Source organism: bacterium (genome assembly GCA_023150945.1).
In the GTDB taxonomy this organism is placed as follows: Bacteria; Zhuqueibacterota; Zhuqueibacteria; order Zhuqueibacterales; family Zhuqueibacteraceae; genus Coneutiohabitans.
Genome location: JAKLJX010000010.1, coordinates 165,257 through 186,101 on the forward strand (window position 1 = coordinate 165,257; position 20,845 = coordinate 186,101).

At 59.8% G+C, this 20,845-nt stretch carries 11 protein-coding genes; 8 read left to right on the forward strand and 3 right to left on the reverse strand.

Annotated features, from left to right (window positions below; all coding sequences use genetic code 11):
- Positions 1-111 precede the first annotated feature (111 nt).
- The 7 genes from L6R21_14690 to L6R21_14720 all read left to right on the forward strand — a co-directional run bounded on the left by L6R21_14690 (position 112) and on the right by L6R21_14720 (position 11,785).
- The gene (locus L6R21_14690) at positions 112-1,302 is read left to right on the forward strand and encodes an MFS transporter (GenBank protein ID MCK6560440.1); all 1,191 of its coding nucleotides are present in this window, start codon (positions 112-114) and stop codon (positions 1,300-1,302) included.
- 698 nt (positions 1,303-2,000) lie between these two features.
- Positions 2,001-2,675 (forward strand): PorT family protein, encoded by a 675-nt coding sequence (locus L6R21_14695; GenBank protein MCK6560441.1) that lies wholly within the window; start codon positions 2,001-2,003, stop codon positions 2,673-2,675.
- 205 nt (positions 2,676-2,880) lie between these two features.
- Entirely contained in the window at positions 2,881-3,498 is a 618-nt protein-coding gene (locus L6R21_14700) for a hypothetical protein (protein ID MCK6560442.1), read from the forward strand.
- A gap of 345 nt (positions 3,499-3,843) precedes the next feature.
- Complete coding sequence (locus L6R21_14705) at positions 3,844-6,672, forward strand: FAD-binding oxidoreductase (protein ID MCK6560443.1); 2,829 nt, start codon at positions 3,844-3,846, stop codon at positions 6,670-6,672.
- A 76-nt stretch (positions 6,673-6,748) separates the two neighbouring features.
- Positions 6,749-7,960: a sodium/glutamate symporter gene (gltS, locus tag L6R21_14710; GenBank protein ID MCK6560444.1), complete on the forward strand. Its 1,212-nt coding sequence runs from the start codon at positions 6,749-6,751 to the stop codon at positions 7,958-7,960.
- Positions 7,961-8,050: 90 nt separating this feature from the next.
- Entirely contained in the window at positions 8,051-10,858 is a 2,808-nt protein-coding gene (locus L6R21_14715) for a bifunctional transaldolase/phosoglucose isomerase (protein MCK6560445.1), read from the forward strand.
- A gap of 51 nt (positions 10,859-10,909) precedes the next feature.
- Positions 10,910-11,785: an SDR family oxidoreductase gene (locus L6R21_14720; GenBank protein MCK6560446.1), complete on the forward strand. Its 876-nt coding sequence runs from the start codon at positions 10,910-10,912 to the stop codon at positions 11,783-11,785.
- Between the two features lie 101 nt (positions 11,786-11,886).
- Here the strand turns inward: L6R21_14720 and L6R21_14725 are convergent, their stop codons facing one another.
- Positions 11,887-12,309: an Hsp20/alpha crystallin family protein gene (locus L6R21_14725; GenBank protein MCK6560447.1), complete on the reverse strand. Its 423-nt coding sequence runs from the start codon at positions 12,307-12,309 to the stop codon at positions 11,887-11,889.
- Between the two features lie 792 nt (positions 12,310-13,101).
- On the opposite strand from L6R21_14725, the gene L6R21_14730 reads away from it, so the two are divergent.
- On the forward strand, positions 13,102-13,464 hold the full coding sequence (locus L6R21_14730) for a DUF971 domain-containing protein (GenBank protein ID MCK6560448.1): 363 nt from the start codon (positions 13,102-13,104) through the stop codon (positions 13,462-13,464).
- Between the two features lie 122 nt (positions 13,465-13,586).
- Here L6R21_14730 and L6R21_14735 read toward each other — a convergent pair whose 3' ends face one another.
- Both L6R21_14735 and L6R21_14740 read right to left on the reverse strand, forming a co-directional pair.
- A complete protein-coding gene (locus L6R21_14735; protein MCK6560449.1) occupies positions 13,587-17,051 on the reverse strand; it encodes a T9SS type A sorting domain-containing protein in 3,465 nt (1,154 codons plus the stop codon).
- A gap of 348 nt (positions 17,052-17,399) precedes the next feature.
- Positions 17,400-20,786 (reverse strand): T9SS type A sorting domain-containing protein, encoded by a 3,387-nt coding sequence (locus L6R21_14740; GenBank protein MCK6560450.1) that lies wholly within the window; start codon positions 20,784-20,786, stop codon positions 17,400-17,402.
- Positions 20,787-20,845 lie beyond the last annotated feature (59 nt).

Genomic DNA, 20,845 nt, shown 5'->3' on the forward strand with positions numbered 1-20,845 from the left:
GCCCTGTCTGCGACGGCCGCAGGGGAGAAGCTTCTGTTTCGCAATGCCGCCGCAGCGACCTCTTCGAATTTTGTTCCGCACTCGCAGCAACTACAATCACACAAGGAAAACATGGCGTGGAATCCCTGGCGCGGCCTGGGGAATTTGCCGCGTGAAGTCTGGTGGCTTGCGTTGGTCACCTTCATCAATCGCGCCGGCATGATGGCCCTGCCGTTTCTTGTTCTGTACCTGACCAAGCATCGCGGCTACGCGCCCACCACCGCCGGCTTTGCGCTCACGCTTTACGGTTTCAGCGCGCTGCTCTCCGCGCCTTTTGCCGGCAGGCTCAGCGATCGCATCGGACCCTGGCGCCAGATGGAACTGTCCCTGTTGTTCTCCGGCGGTTTGCTGATCCTGTTTCCGTGGGTGCGGAACTTGGAGAGCACGCTTGGCCTCATCGTTCTGTGGGCGGTGGTCAGCGAAGCCTTTCGGCCGGCCAGCCTGGCTGCGATTGTCGATCTCGTGCAACCCGAGCAGCGCAAGGCCGCATATTCTCTCAACCGCCTGGCGATCAATCTGGGCATGAGCATCGGCCCGCTGGCCGGCGGTTTCATTCTTCTGGTTTCGTATCCGCTGCTCTTCTGGGTGGATGGCGCCACTTCGCTGGCCGCCGGATTGTTTCTGCTCTCCAAGCGCCACGTGCGAGCGCCGCACACGGCACCGGCAGCCTCTTCACCCTTGCGGCTGCAATCCTTGCGGGATACACGCTTGCGGTATTTTCTGTTGGCGATCGTGCCGGTGGTACTCGTCTTCTTTCAGCACAACGGCACACTGCCGCTTTTTCTCGTGCGCGATCTGCATCTGCCGGAATCGGCGTACGGCATGTTATTCACGGTGAATACGCTGCTCATTGTAGCCTTGGAAGTACCGCTCAACCTGGCGATGACCCATTGGCCGCATCGCCATGCGCTGGCACTGGGCGCTTTTCTCATCGCCGCCGGTTTTGGCGTGACGGGATTTGCCGGCGGTTTCGCGAGCGCAGCGGCTGCCGTTGCGGTCTGGACTTTCGGCGAGATGATCTTCTTGCCCGGCGCGGCGGCCTACATGGCGGAAATCGCGCCGGCCGCACAACGGGGTGAATACATGGGAATGTATCAAATGACCTTCAGCTTGGGCTTCACCTTGAGCGGCGCCTTGGGCACATTCATTTTCGAGCGACTTGGCGCCGGCAATCTGTGGACGATTATGTTTCTCGCGGGCAGCTTGTCGGCTTGCCTGCTCAGGCAAATCAAATCTCAACCAAGCCGGCCGCCTCATGCCTAGCGCAGTCTGCCAACCTGCCAGCGAACCAAGCTGGAAGAGACTCCGCCGGCGCGCTGGTTTTTCCAGAGCAATTCTCTCCGCCAGTATTCAGGTCAATGAAAACCGGAGCCCTTGGGCGGCAGTGGAGAAAATTCCAATCAAAACCACGATGGGCAAGACCACTATCGATTTCATCCTGCCAGGGATCCTGTGAAGATTGGGGCACCCGCCTTCGCCATTCGCCTCAAAAGCTCACCGCCGAGACGCAGAGACCGCCGAGAAGGACTCTCTTGATTCTAAAACTCTGCGCACTCCGCGGTTCCGCGGTGCAGGCGTTTGCTTTGTGGTCAAGAATCTTTCAGAATTTTGTTCTGACTTCGCGCGCCTTACGGCCTATTGAGGACAGGACTCTTGCTTTTTGCGCCTTCGTACCTTGGTGGTTCAAGCGCTTTGAGAATTTTACTCTATGTTAGAATAGGCAGCCTGCATAGGGACGCAAATTGCCGCAAACAAATTCGTAGTGAACAAAAGTCTGCACCGGCAGTTTTTTTTTCAGAGACTGCATCCCAACGCGGGAATCGCCCGTAAGAGTTGCGCTGCTTTTTGATGAATTCTTGGCCATCAACAAGCGTACAGCTTTCAGCCAGGAGCGGAGGCGGTGGTGAGGCACCGCCGGTTTATCTTTACATCCTTACTCATATTTCAGGAGGTTTTGATTTATGAAGCGATTTGGTGTGATGGTTGCGCTCTTGTCCGTGCTGGGCTTGACCATTCCTGCAAGTGCCCAGGTCCAGGTTGGTGTGATGGGCGGCCTGAACTTGGCCAAACTGAATGTGGATCCCGATATGGGTCTTGATATCTCCAACCGCACGGCATTTGGCGCGGGTGGTGTGCTGCAAGTGGGTCTGGCAGAGAATCTTTCGCTGCAATTGCAGCCCATGTATTTGCAGAAGGGCGCGAAAGGCGAAGGTGAGTTTTCCGATCCGGAATCCGGCCTGTCCGGCAAAGCTGAAACCACGGCCAAGGCCGCTTTCCTGGAAGTGCCGGCCATGCTGAAATTCAACCTCAGCTCCGGCAATACCAAACCCTACATCATGGCCGGCCCGATGATCGGCTTCCTGCTGAGCAACAAGCAAGAGATCAAAATCACCGGCAGCGGTTTCGAGGACTACAGTGAAGAAGTGGACATCAAGGATGAAACCAAGAGCATCGATTTTGGCCTCGGCTTTGGCGCCGGCGTCAGCTTTCCGGCGGGCAACAATTCGCTGTTCGTTGAAGGCCGCTACGCTCTCGGCTTGACCAACTTGAATGATGATCCCGAGGATTCTGAAACCTCGATCAAGACTCGCGGCATTCAGGTGATGGCGGGCGTGACCTTTCCGCTGGGCCAGTAAGCATTACCGCATTCCGCAATCAAACAAAGGCATGGCTCTCACCGCCATGCCTTTGCTATTGCCTGCCGCTGCAGCGACTGCAAGGCCAGGCCCCACCACCGCCCCGCACCGCGTGACAGAGATTTTTTCTTTTTGTTGGCTGTATGCCGTTGCGTTCCGATTCAATCCAATTGGAAGTATTTCATCTCAACGCAAGGAGGCAGTCATGCGCAAAAACCGTTTGCTCCTGCTGGCTGGTGTGTTGCTTCTCGCTGCCACGGCTTCGGCTCAGGACCAGGAACCGTCAAAAGCAGTCATGCCGATGACGCCCCCGGGGCCGCTGACCGACGACCTCATGCAGTGGATGGTGGGTGAATGGGAAGGCTGGAGCTCGACGCCAGTGGGCAAATCGCAAGACTGGCAAAAGATCGAATGGGCGCTCGACAACCAGTTTCTCCTGATTCATTTCACTGGCAAAACCACGGAGGTCAATCAGCAAGCCAGGCAGGCCATGGCCGAGGCCATGAAGCTGTCCAAAGCAGACATGGACAAAATGCAAAACATGGTCTACAAAGGCATGGGCACGATAACGTTGAACCGCATGACCGGCGAGGTGATCGCGTCCTGGTTCGACAACTTGCGCGGCGTTTATACTGCAACCGGCCGGCGGGAGGGCAACAAACTCATCACCATTTGGCCATCTCCCATGGGGCCGGAAACTCGAACCTTCGAGAAAATCAGCGACGACAAAATGGTGACGACATTCAAAGGCAAGGATTTCACCGGAAAGGACGCCGAGGCGCGCGGCGAATACACCCGCACAAAGAGCGCGTTGAAAAACTGAGGATCAATCCTTTATCCTCGCAACGCAGCCTGCCCGACTGCGGCCGAACCGGGTTGGAATAGGCTTCGCGGGCGCGTGAGTGGTCTGTTACCACGAAATGGAGAGCTGCCACCAATGTCATCCTGCCAGGATCCTGTGAAGATTTGAGCACGCTGCAATCGTTTTGTCTCAAATGATTTTGATACCAAGGCTTTCATAATTTTCTTCTGACTTTGAGCGTCTGATGGCACAAGAGGCCGGTTTACACCGGCCTTTTGTGTTTCTTCCCGCCACGCCTCTCTTGCCTTTTGCGAAAAGTCTGCTTTATTGCTGGGGTGCCGTTGACCGGTGAAAGGAGGAGAGGAGATGGATCTGCATGCCGCTTTGGTCGCGCTCCTGGAGCCTGGCCGCGTTTTGACTCGCCCGCTTGATTTGATTGCTTATGCCAGCGATGCCAGTTTCTACCGTCTCATCCCGCAAGCTGTGGTGCTGCCCAAATCCCTGCGTGAAATTCAAGCATTGTTTGTTTTTGCCCGCGCCAACCGCGTCCCCTTGACGTTTCGCACGGCCGGTACGAGCCTGTCGGGCCAAGCGGTCACCTCCGGCATTCTGGCGGAGGTGGCGCGCCATTGGAAGGGCATTCAAGTGGAAGCAGAAGGCCGGCGCGTGCGGGTGCAGCCCGGCGTCATCGGCAGCCACGTGAATGCGGTGCTCAGGCCCTATGGCCGGCGCCTGGGCCCGGATCCGGCTTCGATCGACGCCTGCATGATGGGCGGCATTCTCGCCAACAACGCCAGCGGCATGTGCTGCGGCGTGGTGGAGAATTCCTATCACACCCTGGCCGCCATCACCTTCGTGCTGCCCAACGGCGTGGTGGTGAATACCGCCGAGGCCGGTGCCGGCGAACGTCTGCGCCAGCAGGCGCCGGCGTTGCACCGCGGCATTCTCGAACTCAAACAACGCGCCACCGCGGAGGCCGGCTTGCGCAACCGCATTCGCGCCAAGTACGGCATGAAAAACACCACGGGCTATTCGCTCAACGCGCTGCTCGATTTCGATGATCCCGCCGACATTCTCGGCCATTTGATGATCGGCTCGGAAGGCACGCTGGGATTCATTGCCGAGGCCGTGCTGCACACTCTGCCCGCTTATCCCCTGCGCTACACCGGCTTGCTCTTTTTTGCCACGGTGCAGCATGCCGGCAGCGCCATTGTGCCGCTGCGTGACTCCGGCGCCCGCGCGCTTGAAATCATGGATCGCGCGGCCCTGCGTTCCGTGGAGCATCTGGCCGGCGCGCCCACCATTCTGAAATCCCTGCCGGAAAGCGCTGCCGGGCTGTTGGTCGAGTATCAATGCACCACACTGGAAGAACTGCAGCAGGCGCGGGAGGCGGCACAACGCGCGTGCCGCGCACTCGCGCTGCTTCATCCGCCGGAGTTCACCGAAGAGGCCGCCGCACAGGCCTTGTTGTGGAAACTGCGCAAAGGCCTGTTTCCCTCGATTGGCGCAATGCGCCGGCAGGGCACGACGGTGATCATCGAAGACGTGGCCTTCAAAGTGGAGCGGCTCGCGGAGGCCATCACCGATCTGCAAGCGCTGTTTCGTGATTACCATTACGACGAGGCGATCATCTTCGGTCATGCCAAAGACGGCAATCTGCATTTTGTGATCACGCCCTCGTTCAACACCGACGCGGAAATTGAACGCTACGAGCGTTTCATGGCCAGCCTGGTAAAGCTGGTGGTGGAGAAGTATGACGGCGCCCTGAAAGCAGAGCACGGCACCGGCCGGAATATTGCGCCCTTCGTCGAAGCGGAATGGGGAAGAACGGCCTTCGCGATCATGAAGGAACTGAAGCGGCTGGTGGATCCCGATGGCTTTCTTAATCCCGGCGTGATCATCAATGACGATCCCCAGGCGCATGTGCGCAACTTGAAGACGTTGCCGGTGGTGGAGGCGGAAGTGGACAAATGCATCGAGTGTGGCTTTTGCGAGCCGCAGTGTCCGAGCCGCCGCCTGACCTTGACCCCGCGGCAGCGCATCGTCGTGCGCCGTGAAATGGCGCGGCTGCGAGCGGCCCCCGGCCAAGCGGCCTGGCTGGATTCACTACTCGCCGACTATCCGTATGCCGGCCTCGATACTTGCGCCGTTGATGGTCTGTGCGCCACCGCCTGCCCGGTTGCGATCAATACCGGCGAGCTGGTCAAACGGCTGCGCGGCGAAAGTCATTCCCGCAAAGCCAGCCGCCGGGCGCTGCGCTTGGCGCGCAGCTTGGCCGGGGTGGAGAAGACGGCGCGCTTCGCCAGCCGCAGTGCTCACTTGGCTGCACGGTTGTTGGGCGCTGATTCTCTCCGGAAGATGACGGTGGTTGCCGAGCACGTTTTCAATACACGCCTGCCGAAATGGAATCGCGCCATGCCTTCGCCGCCGCGGCGCCTGCCCAAGACAGCACAGGTGGGGGCGCACGCGGTTTACTTCCCCGCGTGTCTCTCGCGCATCATGGGACGTTCGCAAGCCGCAGGTTTTTCTCTGCCTGAATTGCTGCCATTGCTGGCCGAACGCGCCGGCCTGCCGGTCTGGATTCCCCCCGATGCAACGGGGCATTGTTGCGGCATGCCGTTTGGCTCGAAGGGATACACCGAAGCCTTTCACGAAACGCTTCATCGAATCATCGCCAAATGCTGGGACTGGTCGGAGGCGGGCCGGCTGCCGATCGTGATCGATGCCAGTTCCTGCGCCTACACGCTGCGCGCGTGCGAGCATGACTTGGAAGGGGAAGATCTCTTGCACTGGCGCCAACTCACAATTCTCGACAGCGTGGAATTCGTGCACGATCGGCTGCTGGCCCGGCTGCAGCCTCGTCGCCTGCCCGAAGCCGTGGTGTTGCATCCCAACTGCGCGGCCCGCAAACTGGGCCTCACGGACAAGCTGCAAAACCTCGCGGCCGCCTGCGCCGAATCGGTCACCATTCCGGAGCATCTCGACTGTTGCGCCTTTGCCGGCGACCGTGGTTTGCTGCTCCCGGAGCTTACCCAATCCGCCACGGCGCTGGAGGCCGCGGAAGTCAAGGCGCGCAGCTATGACGGCTACTATTCCAGCAATCTCACTTGTGAAATGGGCATGACGCTCGCAACCAATCAACACTATCAGTCGATTCTTTCGCTCGTCGAACGCGCGACGCGGGCGGAAGGATGATCACAATGCGAGCGGCAAACCCGAGCGCGCAGACCGCATCGGCGCGGCGATGGCGCGGCGCAGTTGCGGAGACGACATGCTGAAGCTGGATTTGATCCAAACCCTGGCATTTGCCGGCTTGGCATTGTATGCCGGCCATTTCCTGCGGCGTCTCGTCCCGCTGCTGGCGCGCTACAACCTGCCGGCGCCGGTGCTCGGCGGTTTGCTGGTGGCCCTGCTCGTTACCCTCGGCCGGCGCTTCGAAGTGACCTTCTTTGCATTCGACACGACGCTGCAAAGCCCGCTGATGATTGCGTTCTTCACCGCCATTGGCTTCGGCGCCAGCATTTCCCTGCTCAAGCGCGGCGGACCGCAGGTGATGACCCTGTTTCTCTGCGCCAGCATTGGTGCGGTGGTACAAAACATTCTCGGCATGGCGCTGGCGCAGCCGCTGGGCGTTCATCCCTTGATTGGCGTGATCGGTGGGTCATTGACTCTCGCCGGCGGCCCGGCAACAGGATTGGCGTTTGCGCCCCTGTTCGAGCAGGCGGGCATTCCCGGCGCCGCCACGATTGCGATTGCCGCCGCCATGGCCGGCATCATCGCGGCCAGCGTGCTGGGCGGGCCGCTGGCCACTTCTCTGATCGAACGCTTCCAGCTCAAACCCAGTCGCCGGTCGCTGGAAAACGACGCTGCGTTGCAGCCGGAAGCACCGGCGCCTGCCCGGGCGGTGACAGCGCAAAACACGGAAGCCGCCGTTCTGCTCAAGAGTGTGACCATGCTGCTTTCGGTGATGTGGTTGGGCGCAGGGCTCAGCGCCGGCTTCAAGGCCATGGGCCTGACGCTGCCGGCTTACATCGGCGCGATGGTGGTGGCGGCGGTGGTGCGCAACCTGGATGATGTCACCGGCAAGTTCGGCCTGCCGCACCGCACGCTGGAGGCGTTGGGCACCGCCGCGCTGACGTTGTTCATCGTGCTCGCGCTGATGACGCTGAAACTGTGGGAACTCGCCGACCTGGCGCTGCCGCTGCTCGTGATCCTGGCGGCGCAGGTGGCAGTGATGGCGTTGGTTTGCCTGTGGCCGATGTTCCGCCTCATGGGGCGTGATTACGATGCTGCCGTGATGGTGAGCGGCTTCTGCGGCTTCATGCTCGGCACCACTGCCAATGCCATGGCCAACATGGAAACCCTGGTCGAGCGTTATGGCCCGGCTCCGCGCGCCTTCTTGGTGGTACCGATGATCGGCGCATTCTTCATCGATTTCAGCAATGCGTTGATCTTGACCACTTGTATCAATCTATTCAAATGAAGGCAAGTGGCAAGTTTCACGAGTTGAGCCGCCTGCTGCGAACGCTTTCATTCTCAACAATCTTCACCGACAAGTCAATGAGAGAGCCTCATGTCCAAACTGCACGAACTTGCCGAAGCTGGTCAATCCATTTGGTATGAAGGTTTCCGCCGCGCCTGCTTGACAGCCGGCGAGCTGGGCGCCTGGTTGCCTCGCGGCGTGCGCGGCCTGAACTCGAATCCAACCGTGCTGGCGCACACCCTCGCCGGCAGCGCTGATTACGATGCTGATCTGCAGCGCCTCCTCCCGGCGAAGGAGTCACTTGAAGAAATTCATGCCACACTGGTGCGGGAAGATGCCATGCGCGCAGCGGATTTGCTGCGTCCGGTTTATAACGCCACTGCGGGCGGCGATGGCTACGTCTGCCTCGATCTTGACCCGGCGTTGACGCACGATACCACCGCGATAATCGCCGCGGCCCAGCGCCTTTTCGGTTTGTTGAACCGGCCGAATGTGATGATCAAGATTCCCGCGACAGCGGCGGGGTTGCCGGCAATCATCGAGTTGATTGCCGCCGGCGTGAACCTCAACGTGACCTTGATTTTCAACCTGCAGACCTACGAGCAGGTGGCAGAGGCTTATCTGGCGGGACTCGAGCAGCGCCTTGGCCGGGGAGAACCACTCAATTCAGTGGCGGCAGTTGCGTCTTTTCATGTCGGTGAAATTGACGACGCACTCGCGCCGTTGCTGGCGGCCAAAGGGCAAAGCGCTCTGCTGAACCAGCTCGGCATTGCCTCAGCCCGGCTGGTCTATGCCAAATTCCAGGAGATCTCGCAAAGCCCACGCTGGCAGAAACTCGCCGCCGCCGGTGCCGCGGCGCAACGGCTGCTGTGGAGCAGCACCAGCATGAGCCATCCGCTGTTCCCTGATACTTTCTATGTTGAAAACCTGATCGCGCCGCAAACCGTCTGCAGCGTGACGCCCATGACATTGACCGCATTTCTCGAGCACGGCAAGCTCGCACCGACCCTGGCCTTTGATGCCGGCGAAGTAAGGGAGCAGCTCGCACAATTGCCCAGCCTGGGCATTGACCTGAACGTCATCGCCCAACAGCTTGTGCAAAACAGCCGGCAGGCATTCTCCGAAGCATACCGCAGGTTGCGCGAGTCTCTCGCGGACAAGCTGCAGCAATTGAGCAGCGGGCAGACGCGCCACCATTTCTTTTTGGGGAAATATGAAAGCGCGGTGGCGAGTGCGCTGAAGGATTTGCATGATCACACCGTTCTCACGCGCATTTGGCAGCACGATCACACCGTCTGGAAACCCGATCCCACTGAGATCACCAATCGCCTGGGCTGGCTGCACAGTCCGGAAGTGATGCACGCGGCCATTCCCGAAATCAGCGCGTTTGTGGACGAAGTGCGCGCCGAGGGCTTCTCGCACGCCCTGCTGCTCGGCATGGGCGGCTCGAGCCTCGCGCCGGAAGTCTTTCGTTTCACCTTGGGTGTGCGGCCGGGCTTTCTCGATCTCGCCGTGCTCGACAGCACTGATGCTGAGGCCGTCGCCGCGCACGCGCAGCGACTGAATCTCGCCAAGACGTTGTTCCTCGTTTCGACGAAATCCGGCGGAACGGTGGAGACGTTTTCGTTCTTCAAATACTTCTACAACCTCACGGCGCAACGAGTCGGCAGTGACAAAGTTGGCAGGCACTTCATCGCGATCACGGATCCCGGCAGCGGGCTGGTGGATACGGCCCGAAAGTACGCGTTCCGCAAAGTGTTTTTGAACGATCCGAATATTGGCGGCCGGTATTCCGCGCTTTCCTGCTTCGGTTTGGTGCCGGCCGCGCTGCTGGGCGTGGATTTGCGACTGCTGCTGGAGCGCGGCGCCATCATGGCGTGCAACAGCGAAGGCTGCAATTCTCCTCTGGAGGGAGACAATCTCTCTGCACAGCTCGGCGCTGTTTTAGGGGAAATGGCAGCAGCCGGCCGCGATAAGGTCACGCTGCTGGCCTCTCCGGCCATCCGGCATTTCGGCGCCTGGGCCGAGCAACTGATCGCGGAAAGTACGGGCAAGGAAGGCAAAGGCATTCTGCCGGTCGATGGGGAGGAGGCGGCTACGCCGGCAGCCTATGGCGACGATCGCGTCTTCGTGCATCTGCGGCTGCGCGATGACCGGACTCACGATTCCGCAATCGCGGCGCTGCAGCAAGCCGGGCATCCTGTGCTGCAATTCACCTGGCAGGATGAGTATGATCTCGGCGGCGAATTCTTTCGCTGGGAGATGGCCACGGCGGTGGCGAGCCGGCGGCTGAGCATCAATCCCTTCGATCAGCCGGACGTGGAATCTGCCAAAGTACTGGCGCGGCAGATGGTGGCTGCCTATCAACAGTCGGGCCACTTGCCCGAACCCGCACCAACGTTGCAGGCGGAGGGCATTGCGGTCTACGCGGATTTCGCCGCCGCGAGTCTGCGCGCGGCCTTGCAGCAATTTCTCGCGCCGGCGGAGAAGTCCGGCGCGACCGGCCCGCGAGCTTATGTGGCATTGCAGGCTTATCTGCCGCCCACCGCGGAAACTGAAGCAGCGTTGCAGCAGATGCGCAGCCGGATCATGCGGCGTTGGCGCTGCGCGACCACGGTCGGCTATGGCCCGCGCTTTCTGCATTCCACCGGCCAGCTCCACAAAGGTGACGCCGGCAACGGCCTCTTCATCCAATTCACTTCCGACCCCCGCCAGGAGGTGCCGATTCCTGATGAGGCTGGCAGCGCAGCGTCAGCCATGACCTTTGGCGTGCTCAAGCTGGCGCAGGCGCTCGGCGATCAGCAGGCATTGCGCAATGCCGGCCGGCACGTCATTCGTTTTCATCTGGGTACTGAAGTCGTGCAGCAGTTGCAGCGCCTGGCCGATCTGCTTGCCTGAACGCAGAGGTCCGGCAGCAGGTCAATATTCTTTGCATTGTGAGATGGATTCATGAATCGCATTTTGATTACCGGGGCCAGCGGCTTTCTGGGCGGGCATCTCTGTGGCCCAGCCGCCAAACGGCAGCAGGTTTACGGCGCCTACAGCCGCCATTCCGCGCTGCCGGCCGAAGCGACGCCGGTTTTGCTGGATTTGGCGGAAGGCGAGCGTATTCGGCCGGTGCTGCAAGCCGTTGATCCCGACACCATCATTCATGCCGCCGTGCTGCAAGTGGATGAATGTGAAGCCCAGCCCGAGCTGGCGCGTTTAATCAATGTCGAGGCCACGCGCGTGATAGCCCAGTGGTGCCGCGAGCAGGGGCGGCGCTTGGTGCACATCTCCTCTGATCTCGTGTTTGATGGCGCGGCGGGCTGGTACGAAGAGACCGACATTCCCAAGCCCATCAGTGTGTATGCCGAAACCAAACGCGAGGGTGAGTTGGCGGCGCTCGCCCACTGCCCGCACGCGGCGGTCGCGCGCCTGCCCTTGCTTTACGGCTTGCCGTCTGCCCGGGGCTATTGTTTCTTCGCCGGAATGCTCGAGCGTCTGCGCCGGGGCGAGCAGGTGACGGTGTTTCACGATCAATATCGCACGCCCGGACTGGTGGGAAATATGGCCGCGGCGATTCTGGAACTGTCGGAAACCGGGTTTTCCGGCATCATTCATTTGGGCGGGGCGCGGCGCTGCAGCCGGTTCGAATTCGCCCAGACACTTTGTCGAATGGCGGGTCTCTCTGCCTCTCTGCTGCGGCCGGTTTCGATGTTCGAGGTGCAATTGCCGGCGGCGCGGCCGCGTGATGTTTCTCTCAAAAACACGATTGCGCCAAGTGTGCTGCGGACGCCGCTGATCGGTTTTGAAGAGGGCCTGCGCACATTGGTCGGCCGCTGAACGACTACAGCACCGGTTGCCCGCCTGACAAAAAAAAGCCGGAAGTGCGATTGCACTCCCGGCTTTTCATTTATGTCAAAATGCTAGCGCGCTGCGGCTGCTCAGCTCACCGTGATGCCGATTTCGCGGCTCATCGCTTCCTTGCTCTTGGGGAGATGGACGGTGAGCACACCGTCTCTGTAATCCGCTTTGATGCTGTTGCGATCGATGCCTTCGCCCAGGCGGAAGCGGCGCTCGAAGCGGCCCTGGCGCGTTTCGCGCAGGCGGTAGGCTTTCTGTTCGTCTTCCGCTTGCACGCGCTTCTCGCCGGTCAGCGTCAACACGCCATTTTCAAGCGTGATCTTCAGCTCGTCTTTCTTCACGCCCGGCAATTCGGCGCGCAGGAGGAAGCCATCCTTGACCTCCAGTACATCGACTTCCGGCACAAAGGCGACCTGGGTGTCGTTGCCGTTGAACCAATCGCGGAGCAGAGTATTCTCCAACTCAGAGAACACGGTCGCAGCAGGATGCCATTTCACCAACATAGTCAACTCTCCTTCGGTTTTGGGTTATCAGTAAGGTTTTGTTTGTCATCGTTTGCCCCTTCCAAAAGCAATGCTTGTGCCACTCATATTTTCGGCCAGATTTGCAGACTTTACTCTGGTTAACCTGATTATCTGGCAGCGTGTGTCTTCGCTGCTGCCGAATTGGCTACATCTGCTCTGCTGCTGCTGTCAAGAACGTGAAATCTTGTCAGCACGACGTGACTCAAGAACGAAATTAAAACCAAATGAGCCGAATCGGCGGGGTGGAAGTCCGCACAGCTTTCAAAGCGAGGCAAAGGCCTGGCCTTTTCGCGTCGCATGCAGGCCGGACCTGCGCTCACCACGAAAATGGTGTCCGTCCGCGAGTGTAGCTCTGCTCACCAAGATGTTCCGGCATCGGCCTGGCTGTTGCATTTGCAGCGGTTATCAATTGGATGAGCAGGTTTGCAGTCCCCGCCCCTCGTGGGCGGCTGTTAAAGCCAACAAATTCGCGGTTGCCACAGTGCCCCACGAGAGGGCAAGACTACGATTCCTGCGCACGCATTTGAAAAACGCTATATGATCACAGAATTGCCACGACGCTGGAAGTTTTGGAGACCCTGGCTCAGCCGAGGTTGAAGTCGGAGCCGGCAGGTACAAATTAGGATTCCAAAATAAGCGTTGAACCCCGGCCCGCGCGCCAGGAATGCCCGGCGCGCACGATAAACTTTCGAAATTGCATTCCTCGCCCGGGTTGCTTATCATGCGCTCGTGAGTGAGATCGAATCCGGATTTTTTGCGAGGAGATACAGCATGCCAACTCGTCCCGTTGACCTGAAGAAGGCCGATGAGCAGACTCTGCAAATTGATTGGGAGGACGGCGAGACCAGTTTCTACCCGCTGGCTTTTCTCCGCCGGCGGTGTCCCTGCGCCTCCTGTGAGGAAGCCCGTCATGCGAAGACTGCCAGCAACCCGTTCAGGGTATTGCAGCCGCATGAGATCATCACCGATCAAGTCACTGTGGTGCGCGCCGAAGTCGTGGGGCGCTATGCCCTTCATTTTGACTGGAGTGACGGGCATCACGAGGGGATCTATACGTTCGATTTTCTGCGGGAACTGGCACAGGAAGAGGTTTGCCGCAAGCTCAAGGAGGAGAGGGAGCAGACAAAGGGTTAGCGGCCTTCGCCGGCGCAGAAACACAAAACGCCACTGGTTCCGGCAGGAAGCCAGTGGCGTTTTGCTTTTGGAGGCAAATCATTCCGGCGGCGCCGCGGGCGCAGCCGGATACCGCGGCAGGGTTATTTGATCAGTTGCATTCTGCCGGTGGCAATGCGGTCGCCGACCTGCAGACGGAAGATGTACGTTCCGCTGGAGACTGGAACACCTGCCTGATTGCGGCCGTTCCAGCGGCGATGATGCTCGCCGGCGTTCAGGTCGTTGTTGATCAACGTCCGCACCAACTGGCCGCTCACGTTGAAGATCTGCAGCCGCACCAGGCCGGGCTGATCCAACCGGAAGCGAATCGTGGTTTCCGGATTGAACGGGTTGGGATAGACTTCCGCCGCCAGTTTGTAATCACTGATCGGCGCTTGCGCGGCTTCGGCCCACGGCGCGCCGCCCGAGCTTTTCGGAAGTGCCGCCAGCGTCAGCAAGTTGTACCACACTTCATCGCGGGTGACGTTGGACGATGTAATCATCAAGTTGGAGGCGCTGGTCACGTTGTGCGCCGGACCCGAGGAATCGAAGAAATCATCGAGGTCGCTGTAGAACACCGTGTCAACGGGCGCCGCGAGCAGGTCGTCATAGTCGCCGAAATGGACGCGTTTCATCTCGCCGGTTTGCAGGGTCCCTTCGCGCGTACCGAAGAGATAAAGCACGCTGTTGGTGACGTCGAGCGTGATTACCGGCCGGGTCCAGCCATTGCCCTCGATGACGGAGTACAGCGTCCAGTCGCCGTTGGTCTCGCGATGGTACAGGCCGTTTTTCAAGGTGGAGGCGCCGCCGCCGCCTTTGGTCTTCACCGCCATGAAAACCTCGTTGTTGTGGGTTGCCATCGCGATGTGGTTGTCGGCAAAGGTGCCCGAAGGTTGTTCCAGGCTGCCCGATTCATCGATCCACAGCGTATCGTGGTCGCTTTCGCTATGCCGCAGGAATCCAAACTCCGAGGCGCTGCTGCTGCTGTTTTCCGCGTAGCCCACACCAATGCTATTGACGCCGCCGTTCTGGAAGGCGACGGCATCAGCAAGGCCAACTGCCTGATTGAGATTGCGCTTGATGGTGATTTGCGCAGACCACGAGGAGCCTTCGTTGGTGGACTTCTGCCCGCTCAGGGTGGAGTCCTCCATCCAGAAGACCCACAAATTGCCGGACAAGGTGCGCGTCAGCACCATGTTGCTCTCCTGGACGGAGTTGACGGTCTTGGGATAGCCACTGTCAATGCTCCAGTTGCCGCCACTGAAACCCAGCCGCAAGAGCTGGGTGGTGGAGGGACCGGGCAACAGGATATAGGCCTTGTTGTTGGCGCTCGCCAGCACCACGTCGGGCCGGGCCTTTTGCGCTGCGCTGATCAGAATGCTCTGCGTCCACGTCAAACCGTCGAATTTCCACAGGTACCACCTTTTATCTGACTTCGCTTCGGCGGCCAGCCACCAGAAACCGCCGTGGTGAAAGACTTTGCTCTGGTTGGCGTTGTCGAATTTGCTGTTGGTGCCGGGCACCGGTGCGCCAAACAAATTGCTCGGCGCGATGTCATAGGCCTGGGAGGCAACTTGCGTGGTTTCGACACTGGTTGAAACGAACAAGGTGTAGCTGCCGTTGACCGCGGGATTGCGCACTGCCGCTTCGGGCAAATAGAGCGTGATCGAGTCGTTGTTGGCGGTCTCGATCGCAGCCGGCACCTGAATCTGAATGGTGCGCTGGGCGCTGTCGCCGGCGGCCGTGGCCGGCGTGCTGTTGAGTAATACGCCGCTCAACGCACCCTGCGTGACTTTGGTCGCGGTGTTGAAGCGAACCCGCACGGTATCCGCGCCTGCCAACATGCGGCCGTGGTTGCCGAGGCGAAAGCCGATGGTGTAGTTGGCAGTTGAATCAGGGTCGGTGGGCAGCGGGGTCACCCGGGCGGCGGTGACTTTGGTGGTGGCGCGCACCAGATTGAAGGCCGGCGAGTATACCGGGGTTGACTGGGCGCTGGTCCAGGCCTGCAGTGAGTCCAAACCAATGGCGGTCTTGCTGTAGACGCTGGCAAGCGTGTCGATCACCACGAAGGCCGTGTCCCCGCCTGGAATCGTCACCGGAGTAGTGATGGTGATTTCACGCAGATTGGCGTCGGTCACCACTGCGCCGGCAGCCACGCCATTGACTTTCACGTGCGCCGGAGTGATCGCCGCCGGCACGTAAGTGTTGAATGGAAACCGCAGCGAAATCGTGCCGACACCGGCCGTGAGCGTGCCGTTGGTGGTGTCGGTCAACACGACCGGCACGGTGTAACGGGCGCGGGCATTCACTTCGTTTGGCGCCACTGTTACCGAATCCAATGCGATGCGAGGCCCAACCGTGGTTTGCAGCAGATTGAACCACATGTCATTGGTCGTCGTGTTGCCGGCGCAGACCATCGTGCCGATGGTGCTGTTGACGTATTGCTGCGGCATGGTCACGTGTTGCAGGGCGTTGCCGTTGGCGAAGATCAGCCGCTTGGCGGCGACGCTGCTGGCCGTGCCTTCGTTGCCGATGGTCACGAGTTTGTATTCGGCAAAGCTGCTGTCCGAGCGAATGCCGGAGAGGATCAGGGCGCTGCTGGTGGTGTCGATCGCCAGGGTTGGCGAAGTCCAACCGGCATCCGGGCTGAAGAAGACCGGATTTCTCGACCAAGCACCAGCGCTGCTGCGCTTGTAGAGCGTGTTGCGCGGCACACCGTTCGCGCCGGCAAAAGTGCGCGTGATGAGATAGATGTTGTTGGCCGGATCGACCGCCATGCTGAGTTGATTGTTGGCGTTTTCATTGCCCTGATAAGTGAGCAGGTGGGATTCATCCGTCCAGACGCTGTCCGGATCGCCGTCCAAATGGTGCAGAAAACCGAAGCGGCTGGTCTCACCGGAAACGCCTTCTTCGCCATAGGCCACGCCGACATAGCCGTTGCCGCTTTGCGTGAAGGCCACGGCATCGGTGGTGCCCCGGTCTTGGTTGAGCGAAGACTTGAGGGTGATGGGCGTCGCCGACCAGGTGACGCCACCGTCGGTCGATTTCTTGGCCTGCAGCGTTCCGTTGTTGATGCGAAAAGCCCACAGGTCACCGTTGGGGGCCGCCGTGAAGCTCAGGGGATTGCCATCGTCACTGTTGCCAAAGCCCAGGATGCTGACGCTGAAAGCGGTATTCCAGGTGCCGGCATTGTAGGTCAGGCCCCAGAATTTAGCAGCATTGGTGTGGGAGCGCAGCACACCGAGGTGGCCGAGATTGCTGTCCAGCAGCAAGTCATAGCGATTCTTCGCGCTTTTGTCCAGCGCTTTGTTGCGTGCCCACACACCTCCGCCGTCGTAACGCCAGATGTACCAGCGTTTGTTGGTGGCGTCCAGCGCAATTGCCCACCATTTGCCGCCGTGATAAAACGTTTTACTCTGGTTGGATTTGGCGGAATTGGCGACCGTATTGACGTGCATGACAGCGCCCGGTTGTGCGGCCGCGTGCGGCGCCCACCCCAGCCCTGACAGCAGCAGAGCTCCGAGCAAACCGGCGCGCATTCGCAAAAACCGTTTGACTAAAAACTTCATTTCTGCACTCCTGATGATAGTGAAAAGCCTGTGCACTCTGTCCGAATGTTAGCCCGATTCTTCATGAGCCTCGTCCATGGAAACTCTGCTAGGGAAGAAGGAAGCGTGGGAGGACAACCAAGTCTCAACGTGAGGTAAAAGTACCTCAGCGGCGGGGAACTGCGGAAATCCTGCTGCAAAAGTGGCGCTGCGCCAAGGGCTTCGCGAGGCGCATCAAACAAGAAACACCACCTGTTCCGCATTGGAACGGGTGGTGTTTCTTGGGAATCATCGTGGCGTGTGGTTGTTCCGCGCCACACTGCCAACCGGCACCTGCCTACAGGTGCTGACAGCCGGGCGCGCGGCCGCTCACTTAATGAAATGAAGCAGCCCGGTTCGTGCCTGCCCGTTGAATTGCAGCCGGTAGAAATACGTGCCGCTGGCCACCGGCTCACCGAGCTGATTGCGGCCATTCCACCTGCGTTCGTGCGTGCCCGCCGGCAGGTCGCCGTTCACCAGCGTGCGGACCACCTGCCCATTGAGGTTGAAGATCTGCAGCTTCACGCTGGCCGGACTGGTCAGGCGGAAACGCAGGTTGGTTGCGGGATTGAAGGGATTAGGATAGGCAGAAATGACGGTTGCATCGTCGATTTCCACCGCGCGCGCGGTTTGCCGCCCTTGTTCTTGCGAAATTTCCGGCTTGGTCAATGTGCCGTCGGGCAAGATGAGGTATTGCGACCAGGTCTCGGCGCGCGTGGTGTTGCTCGCCAATATCATCAAATCACTGGCGGAAGTCAGAGTATGATGCGCGACTGACAAGTCGAAGAAGTCGTCCCCGGAGTTCTGGAAGATCGTGTCGACCGGTGCTGTCACCAGGTCATTGTAGCTGCCGAGGGCGACTTGCCTCATCTGCCCGATTTGCACGGCGCCTTCTGTTGTGCCCATGACATAAAGCACACCGTTGCTGGCATCGATCGCGCCCACCGGCCGCGTCCACCCACCGCCGATGGTGATGGGGTAACTCGACCAATCGCCGTCGGCCTCGCGATGCATCAAGCCGTTCTTGGCCGCTGAGGCGGTGCCACCGGCAGTTTTCACTATCATGAAGATCTCGTTGTTGTGTTCCAGCATGCTGATGTGATCATCCGCATCGGTGCCATCGAACTGCTCGAGGTCGGAGGTTTCATCCGTCCAAACCGTATCGGGATCGGCGTCACGGTGGCGCAGAAATCCAAAGATCGCGCCCGACCCGCCGTCTTCTGCATAGCCAAGGCCGACATAGTTGTTGCCCGCGTAAGTAAAGGGGACGGCGTCGGTCAATCCCGTCTGGTCGTTCAGGCTGCTTTTGATGACCACCGGCGATTCCCAACTGTCACCATTGTCGCTCGAGCGGCGTCCGTGGATGGCACCAGCGCTGATGAAGAAGACCCAAAGATCGCCGTTCTTTGCGCGTGCCAAATTCATCGTGGCTTGTTGCGCGTTCCACACGGTTTTGGGATAGCCGCTGTCGATTTTCCACGTTTGACTGCTGTAGCTCAGCCGCATGAGATAAGCGGTGCTGGCGCCCGGCAGCAGGATGTAAACGCGGTTGTTCGGGGCATCGAGAATGCAATCAGGCCGGGCTTTGGAGAGATTGGTGATCAGCCGCACGGCTGTCCAGGTTGTGTCTACCCGTTGGCACAAGTACCAGTTCTTCGACGCCTTGTCTTGCAGCATCGCCCACCACGAGCCGCCGTGATAGAAGATCTTGCTTTGATTTTGGCGTTCGAGGTTGTGTGTCGTCGAGCCAATGGGCCTGCCGATGCGAATATCATATCCTTTCGATTTCACCAAAGTCGGCTCGACGCTGGTCGCAACGTGCACATAGAAAGTATCGGCATAGGAGGGGTTGGTGATCACGGTCTGCGGAATAAACAGCGTGACCGAATCATTGTTGTTGATCGTCACGGGGGCCGGCAGGGTTATGGTGACGGTGCGGTTGGCGCTGTTGCCGGTGGCGGTCGCGCCCACCGCATTCACGGTCACCCCGGTCAAGGCGCCGTGCGTGATGACGGTGGGCGAAGGAAATTGCACGGAAAACGTGCTGGTGCCGCTGAACATCCGGCCCGCCGCGCCCACACGAAAGCCGATGGTGTAGTTGGCCACGCTATCTGCTTCCGCGGGGAAGGGAGAGACGCTCGCCGCGGTGACAGTTGTGGTGGCTGCGAACAGATCATAACTCGGCGAGGTCACCGGCGTGGGTTGCGCGCTGGTCCAGGCTTCGAGTGTGTATCCGCCTGGCTGCGTCGGGTTTGCCAGCCCGGTCGCCAGTGTGACCTCCACGGTGACGATGGAGGCCGGTGGAATGTTGACCGGCGAGGTGATCACCAGTTCGCGCGTAATCGAATTGGAAGAAGCTGTGGTCGCCGGCGTGCCGTTGATCAGGATATTCGCAGCGGTGATGCTGCCCGGCACCAGCGTGTTGTCCGGAAAACGCAGATTGATTTCACCGGCACCAGCGGCCAGGGCGCCGCCCGCCGAGACGGCCAACTGGATGGTGTAGGCGGCATAGGCGTTGACCGTGTCGGGCGTGACGGCAACCGAATTGATGTTCAAGTTGCTGCCCGCGCTGATCGGCAGCTTGTTGAACCAAACGTCATCGTCGGTCGTGTTGTCGCCCACCACCATCAGGCCGGTGGTTGAATTCAGCAGGCCGGCCGGCACGCTGAGATTGCCGAAAGCATCGGAGCCGGAGGCGAGAACCGTGTCAACCGCCGCGGCGAGCAGGGTGCTTTCCTGGCCGATGCTGCACATTTTGTACTCGACCATCGCGGAGACGGTGTTGCGCCCGAGCAGGTAGAGCACCTGGTTCTCGCCATCAAGAGCGATCGCTGGCGAAGTCCACAAGGGGCCGGTGCCGACGTTGTTCACGGCAAACGCCGTCCACACGCCGGCCGTGTTGCGGCGGTAGAGTGTGTTGCGCGGATCGCCGTCATTGCCGCCGGCCGTGCGCACGAACATGTAGATCTGATTCGAGCCGTCGACATTCATGCAAATGTCATTGAGGCCGACCTCGGTGCCGAGCATCGTCAGTTGGTTGCTTTCGTCCGTCCACACCATGGGGCCATCGCTGTCACGATGATACAAAAAGCCATAGCCGCTGTTGGCGGTGTTCTTTTCCGCATAGCCGACGCCGATGTAGTTTTGGCCGCTGAGTGTGAAGGCTACGGCATCAGTCGTACCGGTGGAGACATTCAGGCCGGCTTTGATGGTCGTGGCGGGGCTCCAAGTCACGCCCATGTCGCTGGAGTATGTCGCCTGCAAATTGCTGCTGCCGTCGACGCGAAATACCCACAAGGTTCCGTCTTTGGCCAGCACCATGCTCACTGGGTTGGTCTTGTCGGGATGGACGAAATACTGAAACGTCGATTTCTCCAATTCCTTCACCCACGTTCCACCGGAGTAGCCGTATCGCCGGAAGCGCGGCTTGGTATGATGCGAGGCAAACGAGTAAAGCTTGCCGTTGACGGTGTCCACTACGGCATCAATGAAGTAGCTGGTGGTGGCTTCCTGTTTGTTGGTTCTTGTCCAGGTGGTACCGTTGTATTTCCAAATGTACCACTTGGCCTGCGCTTCATGGAAGCCGTAGGCCCACCAGATGCCGTCGTAGAAGAAGACCTTGCTCTGGTTGGACTTGCGATACTCGGCGGTGGTGGTGGTGGCGAGCGGCGAACCCGGCTGAGCGGAGAGAGGGGTGGTGCTGACGAGGAAGCTCATGATTACAAATACCACTCCCCGAAGCCGCGAATACTTCGACGTCGATAGCATGTTGGTTG

Excerpts from the sequence above, each read along its gene's own strand:
- gltS (MCK6560444.1), top strand. The coding sequence starts at position 6,749 with ATGCTGAAGCTGGATTTGATCCAAACCCTGGCATTTGCCGGCTTGGCA.
- L6R21_14695 (MCK6560441.1), top strand. The coding sequence starts at position 2,001 with ATGAAGCGATTTGGTGTGATGGTTGCGCTCTTGTCCGTGCTGGGCTTG.
- L6R21_14700 (MCK6560442.1), top strand. The coding sequence starts at position 2,881 with ATGCGCAAAAACCGTTTGCTCCTGCTGGCTGGTGTGTTGCTTCTCGCT.
- L6R21_14690 (MCK6560440.1), top strand. The coding sequence starts at position 112 with ATGGCGTGGAATCCCTGGCGCGGCCTGGGGAATTTGCCGCGTGAAGTC.
- L6R21_14730 (MCK6560448.1), top strand. The coding sequence starts at position 13,102 with ATGCCAACTCGTCCCGTTGACCTGAAGAAGGCCGATGAGCAGACTCTG.
- L6R21_14740 (MCK6560450.1), bottom strand. The coding sequence starts at position 20,786 with ATGAGCTTCCTCGTCAGCACCACCCCTCTCTCCGCTCAGCCGGGTTCG.
- L6R21_14720 (MCK6560446.1), top strand. The coding sequence starts at position 10,910 with ATGAATCGCATTTTGATTACCGGGGCCAGCGGCTTTCTGGGCGGGCAT.
- L6R21_14725 (MCK6560447.1), bottom strand. The coding sequence starts at position 12,309 with ATGTTGGTGAAATGGCATCCTGCTGCGACCGTGTTCTCTGAGTTGGAG.
- L6R21_14715 (MCK6560445.1), top strand. The coding sequence starts at position 8,051 with ATGTCCAAACTGCACGAACTTGCCGAAGCTGGTCAATCCATTTGGTAT.
- L6R21_14705 (MCK6560443.1), top strand. The coding sequence starts at position 3,844 with ATGGATCTGCATGCCGCTTTGGTCGCGCTCCTGGAGCCTGGCCGCGTT.
- L6R21_14735 (MCK6560449.1), bottom strand. The coding sequence starts at position 17,051 with ATGAAGTTTTTAGTCAAACGGTTTTTGCGAATGCGCGCCGGTTTGCTC.